The following is a 24,308-nucleotide window of genomic DNA, read 5'->3' on the forward strand; positions in this document are numbered from 1 at the left end:
TCTTTCAATTCTAAGAATTTGCTTTGGATTTCATAATATGTTTATCTTTCATCATTAAAAACTGAACTTTTTACGTTTATTTCGTGCCTTATCCTCACACTTCGCATTTCTTGTCTTTTCACAACACTTTTTTTGATACCGAACAAGAGCACGAATTTTAACACAAAAAAAACAACCATCACTGGTTGCTTTTTTGAATTATTTATTTATGAAATGATTAGCGCTCTATTTTAGATTTTTTTCTGTTTTTATAAACAAGACCTCCACCCATTACAATTAAGACTGCGCCTAAATACTTCACAAACGAGATCAGAGGCGTGCTCACTCCTGTTTGTGGAAGTTGGTTGCCATTCTCATCTTTTGTATAGACATAGGTTACGGTTTGATTTTCTTCCGTGAACAGTCCTGTCGCATTTCCTCTTATTTCTTTTAGCGTATAGCCTTTTAAGTTAAGGGCTTCGGTGCTATAAGCATCGCCTACTTGACCTGTTATTATTCGTTGTTCATGAATAACATTACCATTCGAATCAATATAAATAATCGTAACAGTTCCATCTAAAACCAGACCGGTTACGGTTACAAATACCGTGAGTGTTTGACCATCTGTAGAGGTAATTACAACTTCATATTTACCGGGCGTGTTCATATCCACCTTCGATGTATCGATGGTTACGTCAATAGGATTTCCATCACAATCTGTTGCGGATGCCATGAACTCACCCTTTTCAGGTAGCGCATCGCCAATATTTTTCGCAACATCGATTCCGTTAATCGATTGAAGATTTGCTTTAACGATTACTTTAACGGTTAGTAATTGACTGGAGTTGTCAAACAAAAGTAGACATTAATAAAAGACTAGAAACCCTTATCCATTTTATATTGGATAGGGGTTTTGTAATTTAAACAGTAAGCAGGTCTTTCAAAATTAAAATAATGTACATATTCTTCGATAAAATTTTCAAAGTTATCGACGGACCAGTATTGATAATCACACGCCATTTCTGCTTTAATCCATCCATTTAATGATTCGATAATTGGATTATCTGTAGGTGTTCTAGCTCGCGACATAGATCTAATTATGTTATAATTTTCATGCGCTTTAGCGAAAGCTTTAGAGTGGTAGACAGCTCCTTGATCTGTGTGAAGAATCGTGGGAGCTGTTTTTTTATTATCCTTAAGTAGCGCAAGGAGATCCTCGAGACACTTGTAGTAAGGCTTAGGATCACCAGTTGTACGCGATAATGCAGAACTTATAATTTCATTGTTGAAAGTATCAACCATTAAAGTCCATTCATAATTAATCCCTTTGTTTCGAATATGTGTCATATCTGAAACAATAATTTCTAAAGGTTTGGTTGCCTTCCATTGATTCTTTATAATATTAGGATAAATTCGACTTTGTGTTCCAGGTTTTTTATAGGAATAGTGTTTAACTTTTGATTTAATATTTAAAAACTTGCAACACTTGTGGATTAAATTATCGGAAAATTCAATCCCTAAATCACTTTGCTTTCTCATGACTGCAGCGATATCATGATAACCATAACTTGGAAAACGGCGATGCCAGTCTTTAATCACAAAGCTAAGAATCGCTCTTTTTTGTTCATAAATATTGAGATCATTCTTATGCTTTAACCACTTGTAATAACCAGATCGGTTCAAATTCATAAATCTAAGAATGAACGTAATCGGATGTTTAAAAGATAAGTCATGTGCTATTTGGAATTCTTGTCTTTTAAAGTAACGAACTCCTTGTTTACACCAACTCCTTTCACCTGGTACCCTTTTTTTAATCGTGCAATCTCAATATCTCGTTTTAGAATTTCGAGTTGAAGTCGTTCGATCTCAGTTAATGATTTACTCGTATGAAGCGCAGAAAAATGATTTCCTGTCTTTTTCTTGTTTTTTAAACCCTCTTTACCATCGCGCATGAATCGATCAATCCAACCATTAATCGTTCCTTTAGGACTTGTGATAGTTTCGCAGCACTTATATGTTCATCAATATGACGTGTAACGACTTTAATACGATTCTCATAAGTCCATTTATTATTTAATCCACCTTTGGGTCTTCCCATCATTAATACCTCCGTTTTATCTTTGATTTTATTATTACACAAAAAAAGTAGACAAGTCTTTTTGAACTGCCCCCAATATCTTGGACGGTTTAATTAAGAGTTAAACTAAAGGATTGATTTCTGTACTGTGCAGGAGTCAGTCCTTTTAGTTTGCTCTTAATTCTTTTGTTATTATAATAGTCGATATATTCTTCGATTGCTATTGTTAATTCTTTAATGCTTTTGTACGTCTTTTCTAAACCGTAATACATTTCTGATTTCATTATGCCAAAGAAACTTTCCATTAACCCATTATCAATGCTATTCCCTTTTCTTGACATACTTTGAATTATGTCTTTTTCTTTGAGAGTTTCTACAAAAAATGCATGTTGATATTGCCACCCTTGGTCAGAATGAAATATCAGATCTTTAACGAATGTGTTTTGTCGAAATGCTTTTTCAAGCATGTCTTTGATTTGATCTAAATTAGGACTTGTAGAAACATTGTACGAAATAATGTATCGTCCACATGCATCTAGAATTGGAGAAAGATATAACTTCTTGTCACCGACTCTAAATTCAGTCACGTCAGTGAACCACTTTTCATTAGGGATGAGCGATTCGAAGTCCCGCTTTATATGGTTTTCTGCTACAGAACCTACCGTTCCCTTATACGATGAATATTTCCGTTTCTTGCGTATCAACGAGTGTATTCCTAGTTTCCCCATTAAGCGCAGCACTTTCTTTTGATTCACTACATGACCACGATTCTTAAGCTCCAAGGCTATTCTTCTATACCCATATAGTTCTCTATTTTCGTAGTAGATTTCAATAATTAAATTCATTAATTCATCATTCTTAAAATCTGTATCAACTTTTGAAACATAAAAATAGTAAGTTGATCGCGATAAACCAGCGATTTCAAGTAAGAGCTGTAAGGGATACTTCTGTCGTAGTGAGGAGACTGCCTTTACTTTGTCTTCTTTTCTCGCTCCACCCTTTGTTTCACTACGGCATTCAATTTTTTTAGATATTCATTCTCTGCTTCAACGTATTGAAGTTTTTTCTTGAGTTCTTTGATCTCTTCTTCAGTAGTTAAATTATCTTTATCGTTTGTTTTCTGTTTTGTCATGGAAGGTCTTCCTCGTTTCTTCTCAATGACATTATAACCGTTTTTCTTATAGGCTTGTATCCAATTATAAAGTATTCCTACAGAACTCAGCCCAATTTCTACAGCAGTTGCCGACATCGATTCGTGGTGGATCAAGACACGGTTGATTACCTCGAGTTTGAATTCAGGAGAATAATAACGGTTTCTATCCTTTCTTAAAATCTCAATACCATGAGTATCAATAAGACGCACTAGGTGATTGATAACACTCGCTCTAATACCATAGGATTTTGAAAGTGATGGAATTGTTTTTCCGTTCTTTCTTAACGTATATATTTCTATTTTCTCTTCTCTTGTTAACTTTGACATATAAAAACCGAACCTCCTCATCTTTGTTCAAGATTTGGGGTTCGGTTCATTTTTTCTTGTCTACTTTTAGTTTACTACTCCACCTAAACAGCAATCTTTCTTAATTTCATTCATGACACCCTTGCTCTGCTTTGATCGCAGTGTTGTGTATTTTTAAAAACGCTCAATCATTAGCGTTTTACTTCATAAACCATACGTAGGGTTTTGAGTGGGTAACCATACAACGTATCTGGAATACAAATTTTTTGGACAAATCCATATTTCTTATAAAATGATTCGGCACTCACATTGCCATTCTCCACATCAACATATGCTTGGTCAATTGTATCAGGAACACTTGCTTCAATATATGCAAGAAGTTCTGAACCCACACCGGCACGTTGGTGTGTTGGGAGTACGTACAATGCAACAATATATAAATCATTGTCACGAATCTCATAATTCCCAAATCCTACAATATAATCATCTTGAACTGCCACCACAAGCTTTGTCGTTTCAATGCGACGCTCAAGGACTGTGGGCGCATACGCATCTTCAATAAAACGATTAATAATATCCAATGGGATTAAATCCTTATACGCTTCTTTCCATGTTATGGAGGCAATCAAGCGAATTGCTTCTAAATCATCGGGCGTAGCCAATCGTATCATTATGTCACCTTCTTTTTATATAGTAAACATTGTAACCGATATCACCTAAAATTCATAGTTTTCAATTTGAAGTTTCATAATTATACTTTGAGACGTGTAGCACTTATTTTTTTTAATATTTCCCAAGAATCATCCATTTCTTGAACTAATTTAAACTGTGTTCGTGCTCTTACTAAATTGTGGTGAGGATAGCTGGTCTTGAAATAAACGTCGCCATCGATGTAGTCTTTAAGAAAGCGCAACCCGCATTCAAGTGTCATCATTTTTGCGCCTTCTGGAAAGAGTTTGATTTCCAAATCTGATAAGCTACCGCCCGCACCTTCAATAAACCCATCCACATATGCTTCATAATACGGGATGCTTAAGTGAACTTTGGATAAGTCTTTTTCATCTTCTAATGCCGTGCTTGCACCAAATCGAATCGAATCTCCAAAATCATCTAAGGAAAAACCCGGCATGACTGTATCCAAATCCACAACACAGAGCACGTCATTAGAATCGGCATCTAAGAGAACATTATTCAACTTGGTATCATTATGTGTTACTTTTAGGGGTAATAGACCCTGTTGATGATAATCCCACAATGTATCTGCGAATTCTTGATGTTTAAGTGCAAATTCAATTTCAGGTAATGCGAAGTGTTTTCGGCCTGATTTATTGAGTTTAAGGGATTTGTGAAACTGATCATACCGCTTCGGTGTATGGTGGAAATCTTCAATCGTGAGATTTAGAGTATCAACTGGGAAGTCTTCTAAATCTTTTTGGAATGCACCAAAGGCAAGACCACTCTGATAAAAATCTTCCTTATTTTCTACAAGATCTAGGGACTTTGAATTCTCAATTAATTCATAGGCACGCCAAAAATCTCCCGATTTTGTTTGGCAGATATATTCTTGATGGTGCGTTGGAATGAGATTTAAAACTTCACGCCTTGGATCACCACCACGTTTTATGACTTTCTGGCGAATGTGTCTTGTTACTTTTTCGATATTCTCGATAAGCCCTTGCGGATCTAAAAAAATCTGATGATTAATTTTTTGAAGAACATAACTTCCTCTTGAACACATAACACGATAGGTATCGTTTATATGACCATTACCAAAGGGAACAATTTCCACTACATCCCCATCAAAACAAAATTCTTGTACTACTTCTTTTATTGATTTCATATTTTCATCCTTCTACAATTATGTGCAAGACCAAAATAACACCTAGCATTTAGGTGTTATTTTAGTTCATTAAAGAAAACGTTTATTATAACGATAGAGTAGCAACAGCAACATTCCTAAACCGACAATCATCATAAATAGAGACTGCATCGAAATGTCCTTCTGGAAATGAATTACCATCCAAATACCCAAGATAAACACAGCTATATTAGCAATGCCATTCAACAGTTTCTTCATTGCGTTCACCCCACTTAATTTCTGATGGCTCAAGGGTTATCTCTTGCCCTTTACCCAAACCATCATAGAAGATCGTTTTTTGTATTTCATGTGTATTATTCAATAAGGCCACGGTCTTCTGATAAACATTCACTTCACAATGAATATTGGATGCAAAGAAATGCTTCATTTGATCCTCTTGATTCATTGCATAAAAAATTGAACGATATAGAATACGTGTGTTTTCAAAACTATATGGAAGTCCCGAAAGATACACACCACGACCTCTACCAAATGATTTAGCTGCGATTGTTACATTTTCATTATCCATCTTAATTATTTCAGTAGCCGCAGTTCGAGCATACACATTGTTTATAGCTTCACCGTAATTAAAGTCATTCTCAAGATCATGAGTAATAAAATGATCTGAAAGCACCTCTTTAAAATACTTATCTGTGGACAAGGTAAATCCGAGTTCCTTGTCTACACCCAGAACGTCATGAAGTTGGAAGAAATGTCCTCCTTTTTCAAAAGCACTCGGTTCCCCAACACCGATAAAACCATGTCCTTCGTAAACCCATTTTCGAATCATCGATACAAATGCTGGATCGTTCCAAACAACATCGCCTGAAAATGAAGTTCTCGCATCCCCTGCATTAATCAGGACATCGATATCACTGGGAATTCCCGACTTAATTTCATCAAAACTTAGAAAACGGACATCAACATCCATGCCACTAAGTGACTCTAAAATTCCAATGTAAGAATATATCTGTTTGTAGTGTAGAGCATGTGCAACCATGAAATTTTGCCAACTACGTAGTGATCCCCAAGCACTCATAATCCCTACAGTTGCTTTAGTTATCGGTTTTACATCTTCTATTTTATCAATGATTCCTCTAAATTCATCAGCAGTTCTAGCAATATAATCGACAAACTTAGGAAATTTATAAGCTAGGCTTGGATATCCTCCGTAACCGATACGATTAAGCGGACTTCGCATTAATGCACGACGCGCTGATATCCAATTGTCATTTGCTTCTTTTAATATTGCATCATCATTGCCCTTAAAGAATGTATCAGGAAAGAAATACGGTAAAAAACGTCCTTCTGTATACTTTACATGAGGAATATCGGAAATAAGTCGAAGCGTCATCCCGCCGCCGACACTTCCCACTACAGCATCCAGTCCTATTGTATGGAAATATGGTCCATACGGCTCAACCCCAATCCAGTTATCACCTAAAAACATCATGGCTTCTTTACCATACGAATGCACCAAATCAACCATTGCTTTCGCTTGCTGAGCGACAAATTGTTGTTGGAAATCGATATAGTCTTTATATGCTTGAGTTGGCATGCAGAATGTCGAATTATAATATCCATTTTGGATAAAGTCTTCAGCGGTGAGACGGTAACCTTTCGCTCTTTCAAACGCCTCTAAAGCACGGGGAGAAACACTCGACCCATATCCAAACCAGTCCACAAATTTTTCTTTTCGTTGATCATTAAAACACAAGGTAAAGTGATAGTAAAACGTCGTAAAACGAATCACATCTGTTTTTGGGTTGGTTTCGAGAAAATCTTTAAGCGTGTCCATCATAAATTTTTGAGAATGCGGTTGGCGCACATCAAAAGGAATTTCTTTTTCTCGATCTTTCCAATCATTTGTAATGTAGTTATACATTTGTGTTGGATCCCAAATCATATAGGAAAGGAAATTGACGGTATACTCATGGAATGGTTCTGCATTTTTTATCACGACAACATCGCGTTTTGAATCCACTTCCCATCGCTCAACATCGACCACTTCATTACGTGTTCGATCAATAACCTGCCACCACGATTTAGGATCATGATTATAATCGGGTGAAAGTTGTTCCCGCAGATATCCTTTCATAAAGGGGATCTCAAGTTCTGTTTTGATAGCAAGATGGTAATCACTCATCAAGAAAATCTGTTGAGCCTCCGTTATATGTTGTAGTGCAAATTCATTTTGACCTCGGGCTACAAAATACGTTGTATAGATTTTCGCATCAAGGCTTTTTAAATCCTCATCTAATTTTGTTCCATCGCTATCACGTAATGCATCGGCACCCCAACGTTTCATTAAATCCTTGGTTTCTTCAAGGAAATTATTTTCACTCGGTAATGTTACACGACCAATATTCTTTTTCATATGAATCTCCTAATCTTTAACGCCACCCAAGGTCATCCCTTGAGTGAGTTTACTCTGTACAAATATATATAAAATCAGAGTTGGCAACATAACAATAACCAACCCCGCATAAAGCGGTCCAGGGTTTGCAGCCCCTCTTGCTGCCTGTTGTAAGTTTATTAATCCAACAGGTAATGTTTTTTGAGCACCAGGCATTAAAGTTAATGCAATAATATACTCATTCCAAAACGATAAAAAATTAAAAAGAATTACTGTCACAATACTTGGCTTCGCCATGGGAATCATAATTTTTGTCATCGTCTGAAAGTAGGTACAACCATCAATTGATGCAGCTTCTTCAAATGCCTTTGGTAATGTCTTAAAATATCCGGATAGAAGGTAAACTGTAAAAGGAAGTGCAGTTGCTGCATAAACAACGGCCAACATAAAACGATTATTGATAAACAAACTCATATTTAAAAGTGATTTACTTCCCTCATTCCATTTTAATAGCATTAAGAATATTGGAATTACAATGTAGTTTACGTTAATAAATAGTCCGGCCATAAACAATCCATTAATTTGTTTCTTCAATTTAAAATCAAATCGCGCTAAGACATAGGCTGCAGGTAGTGCCGTAATCAAAAGAAGAACGATGCCTAACACTGTTACATAAACAGAATTAAGAAAGTAGTCTCCCATCTTAGCTTCTTTGAATGCAACCACAAAATTATTGAAGTTTGGATTCTGTGGAAATTTCCATGGATTCATAAAGAACTCTCCTGGCTCTTTAAGTGATGCAAGAAACACCCAGCCAATCGGTACAATTATGGAGATGGTTAGTGCGATTAGGACAACATAAATAAATAACTTATATGCTTTCTCAGCACTCATACTCTTATGTTTTTTCATAAACCCTCCTACATCTGGATTGGATCACGTTCTGTAATCTTATTTACAATTGCAGATAGTGCAAAGGAAAATAAGAAAATCATGACCCCAATCGCCATTCCATATCCATACGAAGCATTATCGTATGCTTGTTTGTATAAATAACTTAGAAATACTTCACTTGATCCACCGGGTCCTCCACTCGTAAGCACCTTAACAAATAAGAAACTCATGTTAATGGTACTAATGATAAAGAACGTTAGGGTGGTTCGGAGATTCGACCAGATTAATGGTAGTGTGATTTGAAAGAATTGACGAGTTCGGGATGCCCCTTCAATTTTAGCTGACTCATACAAATGCTCTGGAATACTGCTAATACTTGCCATATACATTACCATGTAATATCCAATCGCTTGCCATATCATTGCCCCTGCTACAGCATATAAGACAATATTTGGATCACCCAGAAATTGGATGTTTTTCCATGTTTCCGGTTTAAATATTCGAATAACACTATTCAACAAACCACCCTGATCGACAGCATAGATTTGTGCGAAGATTGCGGAAATAATTGCTACGGATAGAATGTTAGGAATATAGAAGATAACTCTAAAGAATCCTTTTCCCTTTACATTTTCACGCACAAGAATGTTCGCAAACACAACTGCAAATCCAAATGTCACAATTGTCACAATGACAATGAGTAAGATGGAATTTTGAACTGCTTGAATAAATTTTAGATCTTGGAATAATATCTTAAAGTTATTTAATCCTACAAAGGTTTTAGTACTGGATAACCCACCCCATTTAAAAAGCGACATCATAAAGATATTGATCGTTGGATAAACCATAAATATCCCTATTAATATAAGTGCCGGGGTTAAGCAACCAATTACGAACCGTCTTTTTGCCTTTTTCTTATTCATATTCCCACTCCATTTCAAGGCTTCTTAATAGAAGAGCGATAACACGTGTGTCATCGCTCCTTAAACATCAAATTACTTTTCGTGAATTATTGATATTTTGAAACTGCATCAAGAACGTCTTGATACCATTGTTCTGCAGTTTTCTGACCCGAGACAACATCATTTACAGTTCCATATAAGATTCCATCTCCAGATGTTAAATCAACACCTTCTACCGGATCTTTCGCTGCAAAACCAACGCTAGAAGCAATAACACCGCGACCATAAATGGCATAGAAATCTTTTGTTTGTTCATCAGTAATCAAGTCCGATGAACCTTTAACCGGTTGAATTGCATTTCCGTTATTCGCAAAGAGTTCAACGGCTTTATCGGAATAAACAAAGGTTAAGAATTCTTTTGCTAAGTCCACATTCTTCGCACCTTCCGGAATATACATTTCTTCCGCAAAGGTCGTTGCATAAGTAGCATCACCCTTAGTACGAACTGGCGCTGTTGTTAAGCCCCACTTAAATCCTTCAGAGCGAGGTGCTTTTTCCATTTCTCCTGCTAACCAGGTACCGTTTGGAATAAAGAGTGCTTTATTATCTAAGATTAATTGTTGGTTCTTCGTAAATCCTTCACCATTCGCTTGAGCAACAGTATCTGGATGAGTATAAGTTAAAAGCTTACCAACTAAATCAAATGTTTCTTTTACCTGTGGATCTTTCCATGTTTCAAGATCATAATTCATTAGTTTTTCAAATTTTTCAGGACCTACCATATTATTTAAGAGTGATGAGAAAAATGCATCAAAATATCCTGTTGTTGGATAGGTAAATAATGCGATGTCTTCTGCTTTCGCAAGTTCACCTAAAGCAAACATTTCTTCCCATGTTTCTGGAACGGTCCATCCTTTTTCTGTAAATAAGGTTTGGTTATAGAAGAGTCCTGTTGGTGCATAAAATACAGGTGCTAGATAGGTCTTTCCATCTCCATATGGACTTGTACGCATCGTGTTTTGAACACCCACATTAATTTTGTCCTTTAGTTTTACAGATTCTCCAAACACATTCATATCCATAATATCGGAAATATCCATAATTTTCTTTTCCGAGATCATTGTATCTGTAAGTTTACCTTCTGAACCAATCGCAAGGTAAATCACATCGGGAACATCTCCTGATTGAATTTGTGGTCGGAGCACTTCTGCGATGTTTTTCTCAAGTACTAATTCAACTTTAGTACCATCACCCTTTGCTTCTTCAAATGCTTCCACAACTTTCTTAAAACCTTCAGTACCATATCCACTGTTTAATCCCGCTACTTTTAAAACTTTACCCTCATTAGACGTGCTATCTTTTTTTTCTCCACATCCGGTTAGGATAAGTAATGCAGTAAGGCAAATTACTAACATTTTTTTCATTTAAAGTTCCTCCCTGATACTTTCATTATAGAGTAATGTAAGCGTTTAATCTTTCATGATATTGTTCTTAACTTATGTTATCTTGCTGTTTTAAAAATTTTAATGATTTTTCATAGTTTTATTTATATTATAAGCAATATGCACTCGCGATGGCTTGCATATCCGTCCATGAATCTTCCATATCACTTACCAATTTGAGTTGTGTGCGCGCTCTTACTAAGTTATGAGTGGAATATGTCGTTTTGAAGTAAACGTCACCTTCAAGATAATCTGTTAGAAAACGCATACCACATTCTAAGGTCATCATTTTAGCCCCTACCGGAAACAGTTCTATTTCTAAATTCGTTAGACTTCCGTTAGCTCCTTCAACAAAACCCTCTACATAAGCACGGTAAAGATTTAAATCAAAGTGAACCTTGGTGAGATCTTGTTCATCTTCAAGTGCTGTGGAGGCCCCAAATCGAATCGAATCCCCAAAGTCATCTAAGGCAAATCCTGGCATCACGGTATCCAAATCAATAACACAAACACCCTCACCGCTTTTCGCATCTAATAAAACATTATTCAGCTTTGTGTCATTATGGGTAACTTTTAGTTTCAATGCGCCCTTATCATATAAATCCCATAGTGTATTCATAAACGATCCTCGTTCTAAGATAAACTGAATCTCGGCTTCACACGCATGGCTACGATTCATCACATCGTTGCTTACTGCTTTTTTAAACTGATCGAATCGTTTAGGTGTATGATGGAAATTTTCGATTGTACTGTGCAAAGATGACACCGGAAAGTCTGACAACATATACTGAAAATTTCCAAATGCACGACCACTTTCATAAAAATCTTTCGCTTCTAAAACAAGATCATACGAAATAGTATTTTGTATAAAACGGTACATACGCCAGTAGTTACCACCTTCATCCACTGCATAATCACCTTGGTCTAATGTAGGTATTAACGTAAGCGATTCTCTTGAGGGATCCCCTCCTTGTTTATTTATTTTATCTTGAATAAATCGTGTCACCCTACCTATATTCTCCATCAATAACTCCGGTTTCTCGAATACATGTGTATTAATTCTTTGCAGGATATACACATCACTTAGTGTCTCAACCCGATAGGTGTCATTTATATGCCCATTTCCATAGGGGTCACAGCTGACAATAATCCCATCCAGTCGAAATTGATTCAGTATTTTCATAACATACCTCCTATGTCACTATTATGACAATACATAAGGAATTAAAGCAATTGAGATATTGTTAGTTTCTTATGATATCTTGTTTAAACAACAAAATAATAATATACTTTAATTACTATAGGGGGTACTTATGGAAACCAAACATGATCTCACCAAACGTCTTAATCGACTTAAATTGCTTTACATTGATAGTTCGCGCTTTGATTCAGATTGGCATTCAACACTTCATTCTCATCCTTTTGCGGAATTAATGTATGTTGTAAGGGGAAGCGGATACTTTCGCTTCGCAGATAATCTTAAACTTCCCATACAGGCCGATGACCTAATCATCATTAATCCAAATGTCTTGCATACAGAATGTAGTGATGCGGAAGGCGGGCTGGAGTATATTGTTTTAGGTATTGACGGCGTCGAATTTTCAACGGAACAAAATGAACACCCTGGGGTTTCGATTCATAATTATGAAGATTATAAGCACGAAATCTTATTCTATATTAAGGCTATTTTGGAGGCCGGAAAGTCGCATGATGAAATGTCTGAGCTTATTGTGGATAACCTACTTCGTGTATTAGTTTTAAATACAATGCGTCGAACTACATCACTTTTAGATGTTGAAACATCGAGCGGCGGTGAGAATAAAGATTGTATATTCTTAGAACATTACCTAAATCTTCACTATCGCGAAAACATTACGCTTGATCATCTTGCATCACTAACATTTTTAAATAAATATTATCTATCGCATATCTTCAAAGAACAAACCGGACTCTCTCCAATCGATTACCTCTTACGAAAACGTATGATTGAGGACAAAAAGCTATTAATTAACACCGATTTATCTATTACACAAATATCAGATATTGTAGGTTTTAGATCCCCTTCTTATTTTTCACAATTTTTTAAAAATGTGGAATCTATGTCTCCAAGTTCATTCCGTAACAAACACAAATAACTTTTACCAATACTAATTCGTGGTTTTCTAATAATAGGAATGTCATCTCAACCAAATTAATAAAAGATTTAATATATCGTTAAATGTATATTAGTCTACCTTCCTTAAAATTAATATGTATAAAAAAGAACCTCAATCCAAATTTTGGAACTGGCGCGCTGACCTAGTTCTTTGGGTTTATGAGGTTCTTTTTTATGTTCAATGAAAAACTATAATTATTAATAAACGTAATAAGTTTTTACATAGTTATTTTTTAAAAAAATACTTTTTTCGATCAAATAAAGTGAAAGCCAAACCAAATATAGCTATTAGAGCTCCTATAGCAGGTGTATGGGAATCATTTACACCTAAAGGTCCGAGATCACTCTCTTTTTTATTTAGTGATTCAAGCACTTTATGCATATCTTTTATTGAATTTTGAACATATCGTTCGATTTCATAAAGATAATCACTAGAATCTATACTTTGGTAGCCTTTTTTGAGAATTGAGTCAATCATTGCCTTGGCTTTATCTTTTATTTCTTGAGAAAGACCAGGTAGTGCATCAATCGCGTTTTTCGTTTCATCAGCTTTTGCTTCTAAATCTTTTTTCGCTTTGTTTTTTGCATCTTGTAATCTGCTTTGATCTACAATATCTTTCACCCTAGTATCTGTTGTGTTTTTTGCATCTTCAACATCTTTTGGTGTCGAACCTTGATCAATTGCATCTTTACCATCTTTTGTTTTTTGATCAATCTCATCTTTTGCTTTTTGCTTTTCATCATCTGTTAAGTTTACTAACTTATCGATTTCTTTTTTAGCATCTTCTGCTTTTTTATCGAGATCATCTTTCGCTTTATTTTTTGTATCAAGAAGTTTGTTGTCCTCAACAATATCGTTGATTCCTTTATCTGTCGTATCAATCACTTTGTCAATTTCTTTTGGATCGTTTGACTGATCAATCGCATCTTTTCCATCTTGATTTTTTTGATCAATATCATCTTTGGCTTTTTGCTTTTCATCATCTGTTAAGTTTGGTAACTTATCAATTTCTTTCTTAGCATCTTCAGCTTTTTTATCAAGTTCAGATTTAGAATCTTCTTTTTTCTTGTCTAAATTTTCATTATTTTTTGCTTCATATTTTTGTTCAATTGCATCTAATTCATCAATTCCTGTTTTTAAGTTTTCAGGAACATCGGTAATCACTGTTGTATCTTCAATACGCTTAATTGCATCAGCAAGTACGTTATTAATTTCATCATTTGCTTCTTTGCGTTGTTGATCAGATAATGCTGGTTTATCAGCAATTTGTTTACGAACTTCATCCGCTTTAGTTTTTAAATCTGCAATAGCTTTAATTTTCGCGTCATCAAGTTCTGCTTTTACCACAACTTTACCAATAGCATCTTTACCTTGATTATAAATCGAATCAATATCTGAAGGTGTTGTTGCTTTATCAAGTCCTTTTGAGGCATCATTGACCGTTTGGTCAATAACTTTCTTCGCTTTGTCTTTGTCAGCTTGTAATAAGTTTTCAAGTTTATCGATTGTTTCTTTAGCTTTCTCAGCTTCAGCATTTAAATTTGCTTTTTTATTATCTTTAAGTTTTTCAAGTGACTCGAAATTTTCTCTAATGAGTGCATCTTTAATTGCGTCCATCACTGTTTTTGTTTCGGAAACAACTTTATTAACATCTTCGATAGACTTACCTGTTTCAATATTTTCAAGTCCCTTATTTAGAGCGTTATCGATCTCACCTTTGGCTTTATCTTTTATTTCTTGAGAAAGACCAGGTAGTGCATCAATCGCGTTTTTCGTTTCATCAGCTTTTGCTTCTAAATCTTTTTTCGCTTTATTTTTTGCATCTTGTAATCTGCTTTGATCTACAATCTCTTTCACCTTAGTATCTGTTGTGTTTTTTGCATCTTCAACATCTTTTGGTGTCCTACCTTGATCAATTGCATCTTTACCATCTTTTGTTTTTTGATCAATCTCATCTTTTGCTTTTTGCTTTTCATCATCTGTTAAGTTTACTAACTTGTCGATTTCTTTCTTAGCATCTTCAGCTTTTTTATCGAGATCATCTTTTGCTTTATTCTTGGTATCAAGAAGTTTGTTGTCCTCAACAATATCGTTGATTCCTTTATCCGTCGTATCAATCACGTTATCAATTTCTGTTGGATCGTTTGACTGATCGATCGCTTCCTTACTCTCTTGATTTTTTTGATCAATATCATCTTTGGCTTTTTGCTTTTCATCATCTGTTAAGTTTGGTAACTTATCAATTTCTTTCTTAGCATCTTCAGCTTTTTTATCAAGTTCAGATTTAGAATCTTCTTTTTTCTTGTCTAAATTTTCATTATTTTTTGCTTCATATTTTTGTTCAATTGCATCTAATTCATCAATTCCTGTTTTTAAGTTTTCAGGAACATCGGTAATCACTGTTGTATCTTCAATACGCTTAATTGCATCAGCAAGTGCGTTATTAATTTCATCATTTGCTTCTTTGCGTTGTTGATCAGATAATGCTGGTTTATCAGCAATTTGTTTACGAACTTCATCCGCTTTAGTTTTTAAATCTGCAATAGCTTTAATTTTTGCGTCATCAAGTTCTGCTTTTACCACAACTTTACCAATAGCATCTTTACCTTGATTATAAATCGAATCAATATCTGAAGGTGTTGTTGCTTGATCCAGTTCATTTGAAGCATCTATGACTGCTTTATCTATAGTTTTCTTTGCTTCATCTTTTTCAGATTGTGATAAGTTTTCAAGTTTATCGATTGTCTCTTTTGCTTTTTTCGCTTCAGCATCAAGATATGATTTTTTATCGTTAATTGATGCATCGATACTATCATTATTTTCCTTAGTAATCGCATCTTTTATTGCATCCATCTCCGTTTTTGTTTCGGAAACAGCATTATTAACATCTGCTACACTCTTACCCGATGCAATATTTTCAATTCCTTTATTTAGAGCGTCATCAATTTCACCTTTAGCTTTATCTTTAGCTTCTTGGGAAACTCCAGGTAGTGCATCAATCGCGTTTTTCGTTTCATCAGCTTTTGCTTCTAAATCTTTTTTCGCTTTATTTTTTGCATCCAGCAAGTTACTTTGATCTACAGTTTCTTTTACCGATGTATCAGTCGTGTTTTTTGCATCTTCTACATCTTTTGGTGTAGTTCCTTGATCAATTGCATCTTTACCATCTTTTGTTTTTTGATCAATCGCATCTTTAGCTTTTTGCTTTTCATCTTCTGTTAAGTTTGGTAACGTATCAATTTCTTTCTTAGCATCTTCAGCTTTTTTATCAAGTTCTGTTTTTAAATTTTCCTTTTGATTATTAAATTTATCAGAATTTATTTGTTCATACTTGACCAATAGCGCATCAAGCTCGTCCATACCTATTTGTAGATTTTCAGGTAAAACATTAACATCTTGAGTTTGATTAATACGTTGTATAGATTGTTCTAACGTTTGATTTATTTCATTATTTGCGGCATTTTTATCATCATCTGTTAATGATCCCATCGAATTAATCGCATCACGGACTGCTTCAGATTTCTTCTGTAATACATTAATTGCATCAATTTTAGCATCAGCAAGTTCTGTTTTTATAACAACTTTATCAATAATACCTTTTCCTTGGTTATAAATCGAATCAATATCTGAAGGTGTTGTTGCTTTATCCAGTTCATTTGAAGCTTCTGTAACCGCTCTATCTATTGCTTTCTTCGCGTCATCTTTTTCAGTTTGTGATACATTTTCAAGTTTATCGATTGTTTCTTTCGCTTTCTCTGCTTCAGCGTTCAAGATGGCTTTTTTATCATTGATTAGTGCATTAATGGTATCATCGTTTTCTTTAATGATTGCATCTTTTATTGCATTCATCTCAGTTTTTGTATTCGTTACTACTTGATTAATAACATCAACAGATTCGCCGGATTCTACCCCTTCAAGCCCTTTATTCAACGCATTTTCAATTTCACCTTTAGCTTTATCTTTAGCCTCTTGGGAAATTCCAGGTAGTGCATCAATCGCTTTTTTCGTTTCATCAGCTTTCGCTTCTAAATCTTTTTTCGCTTTATTTTTAGCATCCTGTAAGACACTTTGATCAACAGTTTCTTTTACCGATGTATCGGTCGTGTTTTTTGCATCTTCGACATCTTTGGGTGTCGTGCTTTGATCAATTGCATCTTTACCATCTTTTGTTTTTTGATCAATCGCATCTTTAGCTTTTTGCTTTTCATCTTCTGTTAAGTTTGGTAACGCATCAATTTCTTTCTTAGCATCTTCAGCTTTTTTATCAAGTTCCGATTTTGATTCGTTTTTACGATCTACAAGGCTTACATCGCTAATAATTTTATCAATATTGCCTGAAGAAGTATCCTTTGCATCCGTAGCATCTTCATGCGTTTTCGCATCATCGATGACCTTCTTACCATTCTCTAATTCTTTTTGAATTGCTTCAATTTTTTCTTGCTTTTCAGACTCTGGTACATTTTTTAAGTCTTCAATTTCTTTGATTGCGTCGTTTGCTTTCTTTTCAAGTTCTTCTTTTAGAACTGGTTTTAACTCTTGTAAATCATAAACACGTTCAACTTCCTTTAGATCATTGGTAAGTTTTTCATTAAGACCTGGACTTGAAACTTCTTCGATTCGATTTTTGAGTTCATCAATTGTATCTTGAGTTACGTCTCCTTTTAAAACCTTTTCATCAAAATTTTCGTAAGTATCCTTAATTGACGCTTCGATACTTTTAGCTTGATCTAACAATGTTTGTGCTTTATTAAGTAATCCATTTACATATTCTTTGACATCTTCGGCATATGGATTGTCTGACGCTGTAATCTTAGAACGAATTGCATCAATGTTCTTTTGTATCTCAGCAGTATCTTTACCGACAAGTTCTTTAAATTCACTGTCATTAAACAATGCATGAGCTTCTTCTTGAATTAAATAATCATCCTTCAGGAAAAATCCCATACGATGTATTTCTAAATGTGTATCTTGCTTTGCGTTTGCAAAATGACGTAACGAAACCGTGACATTTCCATCGCCTGTTGGTGTAAAAGGAAGACTCACAATCATCATCTTATTACCAACACTGTATTTTTGCGAAGCAAGTACATTTGGACCCGAGGTTCGATCGCCAGGATATATATTTAAAACCCCGTCATTATTACCATTAGAACTTTTTATTTCCGCTCTAAAATAATACTCACGGTTAGCTTGTAGTTTCATGGTCTGTCCAAACAACATAAATGCGGCGGCTGCATTTGATGATGATTCTGATGTTCTATATGATTTAGATTTAAACGTGGATGTATCCGAATTATTTTGAGTCCCCACGAGATAGTTAGGCATACCGATATCCCTAAATCCATTTTTTGAGGTTTTACTTATTGTACCTCTTTTTTCACCAGAAAGTATATTATTTGTCGAACTGATAACCCAATTCGGTATTGATGTATCACTTGGGCCATATCTCAAATAAGGATTTTGGAGTTTATTCCCTCTAAAAGGAAACAGTTCTTCCTGTTCATTTGCTGAAACTGTATAGAATCCGTTCTTTGAAAAACTTGTAATCAAAAGCACTAATACGATTAAAATCATAAGTACTCGATTGATGACTAATTTGGCATATTTCATTTTTTTACCCCTTTTCCTTTTAATAAAAAAAATCTATTGCATCAAATCATTATATGTTTCAATACGCACTCACCATAACATATTTTTTCACTCCTTCATTGAAAGATAGTTGAAATCGGTTATTTTACTAAGTTTTATGAGTAAATCTCTTCATTCATAGCGAAAAATCCCACTATTAAAGCCCTACTTTCATGATTAAAGAACAAATCCCAACTTATTACTAAGATTGGGATTATATTTTTAATGATTCACCATCAGTTCTTCATATAAATTTTGAAATATTGCATACTCATCCACGTTTGTTTTATCGTAATTAATTACAAGTTGCAGATGAAAACGACTGATTTCGTCATCCAACTCAATCCACTCCACATCATCACGTGCAATGATATATTGGAGATCTACTGGAAGAATTGTCACAGAACCATATGCAGCGACATGTTCCAATACTACTTCCCAGTTGTCATTACGATAATTGATTGCCGGAATAAAGCCAAGTTCTTTACAACGACGTGGTACTTCTTGACCAATTGCATAGGCATCTGAGACTAGTGCAAAAGATTCCGTCATAATATCTCGAAGCGTTAGGCGTTCACGGGTAGCAAGCGGATGATCTTTGGCGACCACCACACCAACATCATAGTAATACCCTTCCAAACGCTTTGCATTTTCTTCAAGTTTTGAGTAGTAAATAGGTTCTGAAATTAAAGCAGCATCCAATTTATCTTGGATGAGCATGTCTTGAATTTCCTTAGAACCACGTTGCACAAAATTTAATTCTACTTGTGGATATTTGCCGACATATCCTTGGAATTGATCCATATAGTTAATGGAAGAAAGGATGGTAAGTCCAAATCGAATTTTACGGCGGATGCGTTGTGCTTCAGACTTCATTAATAGATCCAAGCGATTGAGATGTGCAACAACATCTTTCGCACCATCGTAAAACACTTGCCCACTTTCTGTTACACTGACGCCAGTTTGAGTACGCTCAATGAGTTGCGTTTCAAGTTTCGCCTCAAGTTGTTTGATGTTCCAACTGAGGGCAGGTTGCGTCATGTGTAACGTTTTAGCGGCAGCAGTAAAACTCCCTGCTTCAATAACAGCAATAAAGTATTTCAACTCTCTAATTTCCATAGCTACCTCTTAATTCTATTCGAAATAATGAGTGGTTTCGAGTTTATGAAATGCTCTTAATCCTCCCGAAGCGAGTGCTTCAAGTTCAAATTCTCCCGGATAAATCGCAACCGGTGCAATAAACGATACACGTTCTTCAATCCAATTCATCATTCGATTCGAACGTGCAAATCCCCCACTGATCACGATACTATCAACCTTGCCTTCAAGCACAGTACTTAGCGTACCGATACTTTTCGCAATTTGATAAGCCATTGCTTCTAAAACGAGCGCTGCTTCATCATGACCCTCTTCAATCATTGCTTCGACACTTCGGACATCGTTGGTCTCAAAATATGAGATAAGACCACCTTGATGACGGGTTAGTTTTGTAACCGCTTCCTTGTCATTATTATAGCATAGATTCATAAAGGGACGTAAGGGTAAACCACCACTTCGTTCAGGTGAAAAAGCACCTTCATCATCACCGACAAGATCAATCATACGACCTTGTTTATGTGCTGTGACAGTAATACCACTACCAGCATGGACAACAATCATGTTGAGTTTGTTATAAGGAGTTTGAAGGGATTTCGCGTGTTCTATGGCAACAGCACGCGAATTTAACATGTGTCCAATGCTTTTACGTTCAATACCCTTTAACCCAGAGATACGGGCAATTGGATCCATTTGATCGACGGAGATCGGATCGTAAATATACGCCGTACAGTTTTCTGCTTGATCTACAAATTTCTGAGCGATCGAAGCACCTAAGTTTGCAGGGTGAATGACTTCTGCTTTATGTAAGAGGTAATCAATGAGTGTGTCGGTAACTGCAATTGCACCGGCTTCAACCTGTGGCAAAATACCGCCACGCCCCACTGCAATTTCAACTTTTTTTGGATCAAATCCATGATCAACCAACGCATCATAAATTGAAACATAACGGTCTTCCAATTGATCTTCTAAAGTTTTATAAGATTCTACTTTTTCTAAAGGTATTTTTAGGTCATCACGCATGAGTTCCTGTTCGTCATTAAATAGTGCGAACTTTGTTGAGCTGGCCCCAGGATTGATTGCTAGAATATACATTATAAATCCCCTTTCGCAATCGAACATGCAAGTAAGATTGAGTTAATTTTTTCATCACGATTTGAACCGCGAGATGTTAAAATTATGGGCACTTTCGCACCTTGAATTACACCCGCCATTTTCCCATCAGTGAAAAGTGTTCCAACTTTACCCAAAATATTTCCACTTATAATATCTGGAGTAATAAGAATGTTGGCATCACCTTGGATACGACCATCCCATTTTTTAATCTCTGCAGCATGTTTTGATACAGCAAGATCGAGGGATATAGGTCCTTCCACAATTGCATGTTCCCATTCACGTTGACTTAAGGTTTCTGAATCAACGGAAGATTGAATATGAGGATTCGTATGTTCTGCAGCATCCAACAATGCTACTTTAGGTTCTTCAATCCCTAAAGCGTGAGCAAGTTGAATACTGTTTTCAATGATCCCTACCTTTTGATCAAAATTAGGTGTAGGAATCATGCCACCATCACTCATAATATACATCGTTTCTTTAAATGGAATTTCTACAAGCGCAACGTGTGATAGCACTTTTTGCTCGCGAATCCCTGTTTCGCGTTTTACAACCGCGGATAATAAATCACTGGTTTGAATTAACCCTTTCATAATGAGATCAACTTCTCCTGCTTTCGCAAGTGCAACTGCTTTTTGAGCTGCTTCGCGAGGTTGATCACAATGAATAATTTCGTAATTCACCGCAAGATTGTTTTCACGAATTACATCTTGAATTGCTTCTTTATTTCCCAGAAGAATTGGTTTGATATACCCACGTTCTTCCATATCGATGACTGCTTCAAGTGTATTCACTTCATCCGCACATACAAGCGCAAGACGCTTTTGCGTCATGCGTTCTCGTACTAAACGTGCCTCCAATTCTACAAAATTTTTCATTTATTGTACCTCAATATGATAATCATCCACCGCTACAATCGGCTTCACTTCAGTAAAGACTTTTCTGAATACAATCGCAAGACCGATTGGCATTACCATAAAGGCAAGAACTGCATTGATGATATTCCCTAAAGTCCAGCCACCAGCAAGGTTAATTGCATTGATGGGTCCTATGAGTCCACTAATCCCAAATCCCGCTGACATGGGCGTACCTTGTTGATTAAGTAAAACAACCACAATAGCACTTAGTGCCGCATTACATAGAACAGGAATCATAATTTTGGGTTTTTTCATAACATTAGGCATCGCCATTTTAGGTGAACCTAACATTAAAGCAATTTTTGTTCCAAGTTCATTTGATTTCCAACCTGTAATCGCAAGACCAAATGCAGCTGCACAAATTCCGACATTAGCTGCTGCTGATCCAACACCGGATAAGTTAACTGCGAGCGCAATCCCAACTGTAGAGAGTGGGGAAACAATCATCATCGCAAAGATCATGGATACAAGTATCGACATGAGAAGTGGTTGTAGCTGAAGAAGGTTACTGATCAAGTGTGCCATTGCACCTGTAATCATTTGAACATATGGGAGTGTAATCATTCCCAAACCACCCGCAACAATTAATACAAGCGTTGGTGTTAATAGCATGGCATATGCTTTAAATTTATCTGCAACCGCAAGGATTAAGATTACTGCAAAGGTTGCGGTAAGTGCCATATTAATAATGTCACCACTGCCTTTAAGCATAAACGTTCCATCTTCCGCAAGTTTCCATCCACCGGATGCGAATGCGGTTGCCATCCCTACTGATGCCGTTTGAATTGGCGTAAACTTAAACATCATTGAAACAGCCACACCAATCACAACACCCATGAGAATCATTCCGAAAGATGTTGCCGTTAAAACAAATTGACCTTGTGGAAAAATGGGTAAGAGCGCTTTAAAGATTTCATTAAGCAAGGCACCAGGAATCAAAACTACAACCGAACCTATCGCCACCCCATTCAGTATTTTCATTCCAAATCCTTTATCAAATATTTTTTTCATCATGACCCTTTCTAGAGATGGATGGGATAACCCAGAGCCAATTCTGCAGTATCCATTATCATTTCCGATAAACTAGGATGTGTATGAATGATCAACGATACATCCTCAACCGTTAATTGAGATTCGATTGCCATGGTAAGCTCCGCAAGCAATTCACTTGCTTGTGCGCCTACAATTTCAGCCCCTAGGATAAATCCTGTTTCAGTCTCTACAGTAAGTCGAACAAATCCTTGTGTATCATCCATGGATAACGCACGACCATTTGCGGCATAAGGGAATTTGAAAGCTTTCGCTTGAATGCCTTGATCTTTTGCTTCTACAGCATTCATTCCGACAACCGCAATTTCAGGATGGGTATAACTTACTGATGGAATGACCGTATAGTCAAATCCAGCTGTTTTTCCTGCGATTACTTCCGCAACGACTTTCGCTTCATAGCTAGCCTTGTGTGCGAGAGCAGGACCAGGAATAATATCACCAATTGCATAGATATGAGCAACATTTGTAAGTCCTTGATCATTAACTTCGATCAGTCCACGTTGGCCAACTGTGACACCGGCATACTCAAGTCCTAAATCATCCGTATTTGGACGACGTCCAACGGTGACTAAAACATATTCAGATTGATGAGTAACTGATTTTCCTTCTTGACTGTAAGTGACTGTTACCATGTCATTTTCAACTTTTGCGGATTCAGCCTTCACATTTGTATGGATCGTTACATTTTTTTGTTTAAAATTATCCACAACATAAGCACTTAAATCTTTCTCAAAAAGCGGTAGAATATTTGGCGCACCTTCAAGAATTGTGACTTCGGTACCCAAGTTTGCGAATACCCCTGCAAGTTCACAACCAATATAGCCACCACCGACGATGGTTAACGATTTTGGTACAACTTCGAGGTTAAGTGCTCCTGTAGAATCTAAAATTCGTTTACCAAATTTAAATCCAGGTATTTCAATCGGTCTACTTCCAGTTGCGATGATCACATCTTTAAATGAGAATGTTTGAACATCCATGTCATTTACAACACGAATTTTATCTTCCGACATAAAGTGTGCTTCACCCTTAACAATTTCGATTTTGTTTTTCTTTAAAAGTGCACCAATGCCTGAAGTTAAGGTCTTCACAACTTCCTTGTCTTTCCAAGCTTTTGCTTGTTTCATATCAAAACTTGTTTTACCATAGCTTAAACCAAATGGTGTATTTGTTTGTGTTTTTGCATATTCACTGCTTGCATGAATCATAGCTTTTGAAGGAATACATCCAACATTAAGACATGCGCCACCGATTTCATCACGTTCGATGATGGTAACTTTTTTTCCAAGTTGAGCAGCACGGATGGCTGCGACATAACCACCCGGTCCACTTCCGATTACAATGACATCTGCTTGTTTTGCGAAATCTCCAACTACCATTTC

20 protein-coding genes are annotated in these 24,308 nt (G+C 36.0%); 1 reads left to right on the plus strand and 19 read right to left on the minus strand.

Annotated features, from left to right (window positions below; genetic code table 11):
- Window positions 1-217: 217 nt before the first annotated feature.
- From AAG186_RS07175 to AAG186_RS07235, 13 genes are all read right to left on the minus strand, one after another.
- Entirely contained in the window at window positions 218-835 is a 618-nt protein-coding gene (locus AAG186_RS07175; RefSeq protein WP_342621506.1) for a MucBP domain-containing protein, read from the minus strand.
- Between the two features lie 20 nt (window positions 836-855).
- Window positions 856-1,794 (minus strand): IS3 family transposase, encoded by a 939-nt coding sequence (locus AAG186_RS07180; protein ID WP_342622103.1) that lies wholly within the window; start codon window positions 1,792-1,794, stop codon window positions 856-858.
- Window positions 1,716-1,931: an ArsR family transcriptional regulator gene (locus AAG186_RS07185; RefSeq protein ID WP_125164248.1), complete on the minus strand. Its 216-nt coding sequence runs from the start codon at window positions 1,929-1,931 to the stop codon at window positions 1,716-1,718. The genes AAG186_RS07180 and AAG186_RS07185 overlap by 79 nt, the downstream gene beginning before the upstream one ends.
- Window positions 1,907-2,080 (minus strand): hypothetical protein, encoded by a 174-nt coding sequence (locus AAG186_RS07190; protein ID WP_342621507.1) that lies wholly within the window; start codon window positions 2,078-2,080, stop codon window positions 1,907-1,909. The genes AAG186_RS07185 and AAG186_RS07190 overlap by 25 nt, the downstream gene beginning before the upstream one ends.
- A gap of 86 nt (window positions 2,081-2,166) precedes the next feature.
- A protein-coding gene (locus tag AAG186_RS07195) for an IS3 family transposase (protein WP_342621508.1) occupies window positions 2,167-3,536 on the minus strand; the annotation gives its coding sequence in 2 pieces (ribosomal slippage) (window positions 2,167-3,069 and window positions 3,072-3,536; 1,368 coding nt in all).
- Between the two features lie 170 nt (window positions 3,537-3,706).
- Window positions 3,707-4,186, minus strand: coding sequence for a GNAT family N-acetyltransferase (locus AAG186_RS07200; protein WP_161637346.1), 480 nt, complete (start codon window positions 4,184-4,186; stop codon window positions 3,707-3,709).
- Window positions 4,187-4,266: 80 nt separating this feature from the next.
- Window positions 4,267-5,355, minus strand: coding sequence for an aminoglycoside phosphotransferase family protein (locus AAG186_RS07205; RefSeq protein WP_342621509.1), 1,089 nt, complete (start codon window positions 5,353-5,355; stop codon window positions 4,267-4,269).
- 69 nt (window positions 5,356-5,424) lie between these two features.
- Entirely contained in the window at window positions 5,425-5,592 is a 168-nt protein-coding gene (locus AAG186_RS07210; protein ID WP_161637348.1) for a hypothetical protein, read from the minus strand.
- A complete protein-coding gene (gnpA, locus tag AAG186_RS07215) occupies window positions 5,564-7,750 on the minus strand; it encodes a 1,3-beta-galactosyl-N-acetylhexosamine phosphorylase (RefSeq protein ID WP_342621510.1) in 2,187 nt (728 codons plus the stop codon). The genes AAG186_RS07210 and gnpA overlap by 29 nt, the downstream gene beginning before the upstream one ends.
- Window positions 7,751-7,759: 9 nt before the next feature.
- A complete protein-coding gene (locus AAG186_RS07220) occupies window positions 7,760-8,641 on the minus strand; it encodes a carbohydrate ABC transporter permease (RefSeq protein WP_342621511.1) in 882 nt (293 codons plus the stop codon).
- 8 nt (window positions 8,642-8,649) lie between these two features.
- Window positions 8,650-9,546, minus strand: coding sequence for a sugar ABC transporter permease (locus AAG186_RS07225; protein WP_342621512.1), 897 nt, complete (start codon window positions 9,544-9,546; stop codon window positions 8,650-8,652).
- Window positions 9,547-9,632: 86 nt separating this feature from the next.
- On the minus strand, window positions 9,633-10,949 hold the full coding sequence (locus AAG186_RS07230) for a carbohydrate ABC transporter substrate-binding protein (protein WP_342621514.1): 1,317 nt from the start codon (window positions 10,947-10,949) through the stop codon (window positions 9,633-9,635).
- Between the two features lie 127 nt (window positions 10,950-11,076).
- Entirely contained in the window at window positions 11,077-12,150 is a 1,074-nt protein-coding gene (locus AAG186_RS07235; RefSeq protein ID WP_342621515.1) for an aminoglycoside phosphotransferase family protein, read from the minus strand.
- Between the two features lie 130 nt (window positions 12,151-12,280).
- Between AAG186_RS07235 and AAG186_RS07240 the strand changes: the two genes are divergently transcribed.
- Entirely contained in the window at window positions 12,281-13,102 is an 822-nt protein-coding gene (locus AAG186_RS07240) for an AraC family transcriptional regulator (RefSeq protein WP_342621516.1), read from the plus strand.
- A 246-nt stretch (window positions 13,103-13,348) separates the two neighbouring features.
- Here the strand turns inward: AAG186_RS07240 and AAG186_RS07245 are convergent, their stop codons facing one another.
- The 6 genes from AAG186_RS07245 to lpdA form a co-directional block, all read right to left on the minus strand.
- On the minus strand, window positions 13,349-18,733 hold the full coding sequence (locus tag AAG186_RS07245; RefSeq protein ID WP_342621517.1) for a DUF1542 domain-containing protein: 5,385 nt from the start codon (window positions 18,731-18,733) through the stop codon (window positions 13,349-13,351).
- Between the two features lie 240 nt (window positions 18,734-18,973).
- A complete protein-coding gene (locus tag AAG186_RS07250; protein WP_342621518.1) occupies window positions 18,974-19,870 on the minus strand; it encodes a LysR family transcriptional regulator in 897 nt (298 codons plus the stop codon).
- Window positions 19,871-19,885: 15 nt separating this feature from the next.
- Window positions 19,886-20,941 carry a butyrate kinase gene (buk, locus tag AAG186_RS07255; RefSeq protein ID WP_342621519.1) on the minus strand — a complete coding sequence of 352 codons (1,056 nt, stop codon included), beginning with the start codon at window positions 20,939-20,941 and terminating at the stop codon, window positions 19,886-19,888.
- Window positions 20,941-21,837: a phosphate acyltransferase gene (locus tag AAG186_RS07260; RefSeq protein ID WP_238048297.1), complete on the minus strand. Its 897-nt coding sequence runs from the start codon at window positions 21,835-21,837 to the stop codon at window positions 20,941-20,943. The genes buk and AAG186_RS07260 overlap by 1 nt, the downstream gene beginning before the upstream one ends.
- Entirely contained in the window at window positions 21,838-22,890 is a 1,053-nt protein-coding gene (locus tag AAG186_RS07265; RefSeq protein WP_041690549.1) for a PTS sugar transporter subunit IIC, read from the minus strand.
- Between the two features lie 8 nt (window positions 22,891-22,898).
- Window positions 22,899-24,305: a dihydrolipoyl dehydrogenase gene (gene lpdA / locus AAG186_RS07270; protein WP_342621520.1), complete on the minus strand. Its 1,407-nt coding sequence runs from the start codon at window positions 24,303-24,305 to the stop codon at window positions 22,899-22,901.
- Window positions 24,306-24,308: the final 3 nt, after the last annotated feature.

It is taken from the genome of Erysipelothrix sp. P66, from assembly GCF_038682365.1.
Lineage (GTDB): Bacteria > Bacillota_I > Bacilli_A > Erysipelotrichales > Erysipelotrichaceae > Erysipelothrix > Erysipelothrix piscisicarius.

Bases quoted from the DNA above. Each gene is read 5' to 3' on its own strand.
- AAG186_RS07185 (WP_125164248.1), bottom strand. From the start codon at position 1,931: ATGCGCGATGGTAAAGAGGGTTTAAAAAACAAGAAAAAGACAGGAAAT.
- AAG186_RS07190 (WP_342621507.1), bottom strand. From the start codon at position 2,080: ATGATGGGAAGACCCAAAGGTGGATTAAATAATAAATGGACTTATGAG.
- AAG186_RS07200 (WP_161637346.1), bottom strand. From the start codon at position 4,186: ATGATACGATTGGCTACGCCCGATGATTTAGAAGCAATTCGCTTGATT.
- AAG186_RS07205 (WP_342621509.1), bottom strand. From the start codon at position 5,355: ATGAAATCAATAAAAGAAGTAGTACAAGAATTTTGTTTTGATGGGGAT.
- AAG186_RS07210 (WP_161637348.1), bottom strand. From the start codon at position 5,592: ATGAAGAAACTGTTGAATGGCATTGCTAATATAGCTGTGTTTATCTTG.
- gnpA (WP_342621510.1), bottom strand. From the start codon at position 7,750: ATGAAAAAGAATATTGGTCGTGTAACATTACCGAGTGAAAATAATTTC.
- AAG186_RS07220 (WP_342621511.1), bottom strand. From the start codon at position 8,641: ATGAAAAAACATAAGAGTATGAGTGCTGAGAAAGCATATAAGTTATTT.
- AAG186_RS07225 (WP_342621512.1), bottom strand. From the start codon at position 9,546: ATGAATAAGAAAAAGGCAAAAAGACGGTTCGTAATTGGTTGCTTAACC.
- AAG186_RS07230 (WP_342621514.1), bottom strand. From the start codon at position 10,949: ATGAAAAAAATGTTAGTAATTTGCCTTACTGCATTACTTATCCTAACC.
- AAG186_RS07235 (WP_342621515.1), bottom strand. From the start codon at position 12,150: ATGAAAATACTGAATCAATTTCGACTGGATGGGATTATTGTCAGCTGT.
- AAG186_RS07240 (WP_342621516.1), top strand. From the start codon at position 12,281: ATGGAAACCAAACATGATCTCACCAAACGTCTTAATCGACTTAAATTG.
- AAG186_RS07245 (WP_342621517.1), bottom strand. From the start codon at position 18,733: ATGAAATATGCCAAATTAGTCATCAATCGAGTACTTATGATTTTAATC.
- AAG186_RS07250 (WP_342621518.1), bottom strand. From the start codon at position 19,870: ATGGAAATTAGAGAGTTGAAATACTTTATTGCTGTTATTGAAGCAGGG.
- buk (WP_342621519.1), bottom strand. From the start codon at position 20,941: ATGTATATTCTAGCAATCAATCCTGGGGCCAGCTCAACAAAGTTCGCA.
- AAG186_RS07260 (WP_238048297.1), bottom strand. From the start codon at position 21,837: ATGAAAAATTTTGTAGAATTGGAGGCACGTTTAGTACGAGAACGCATG.
- AAG186_RS07265 (WP_041690549.1), bottom strand. From the start codon at position 22,890: ATGATGAAAAAAATATTTGATAAAGGATTTGGAATGAAAATACTGAAT.
- lpdA (WP_342621520.1), bottom strand. From the start codon at position 24,305: ATGGTAGTTGGAGATTTCGCAAAACAAGCAGATGTCATTGTAATCGGA.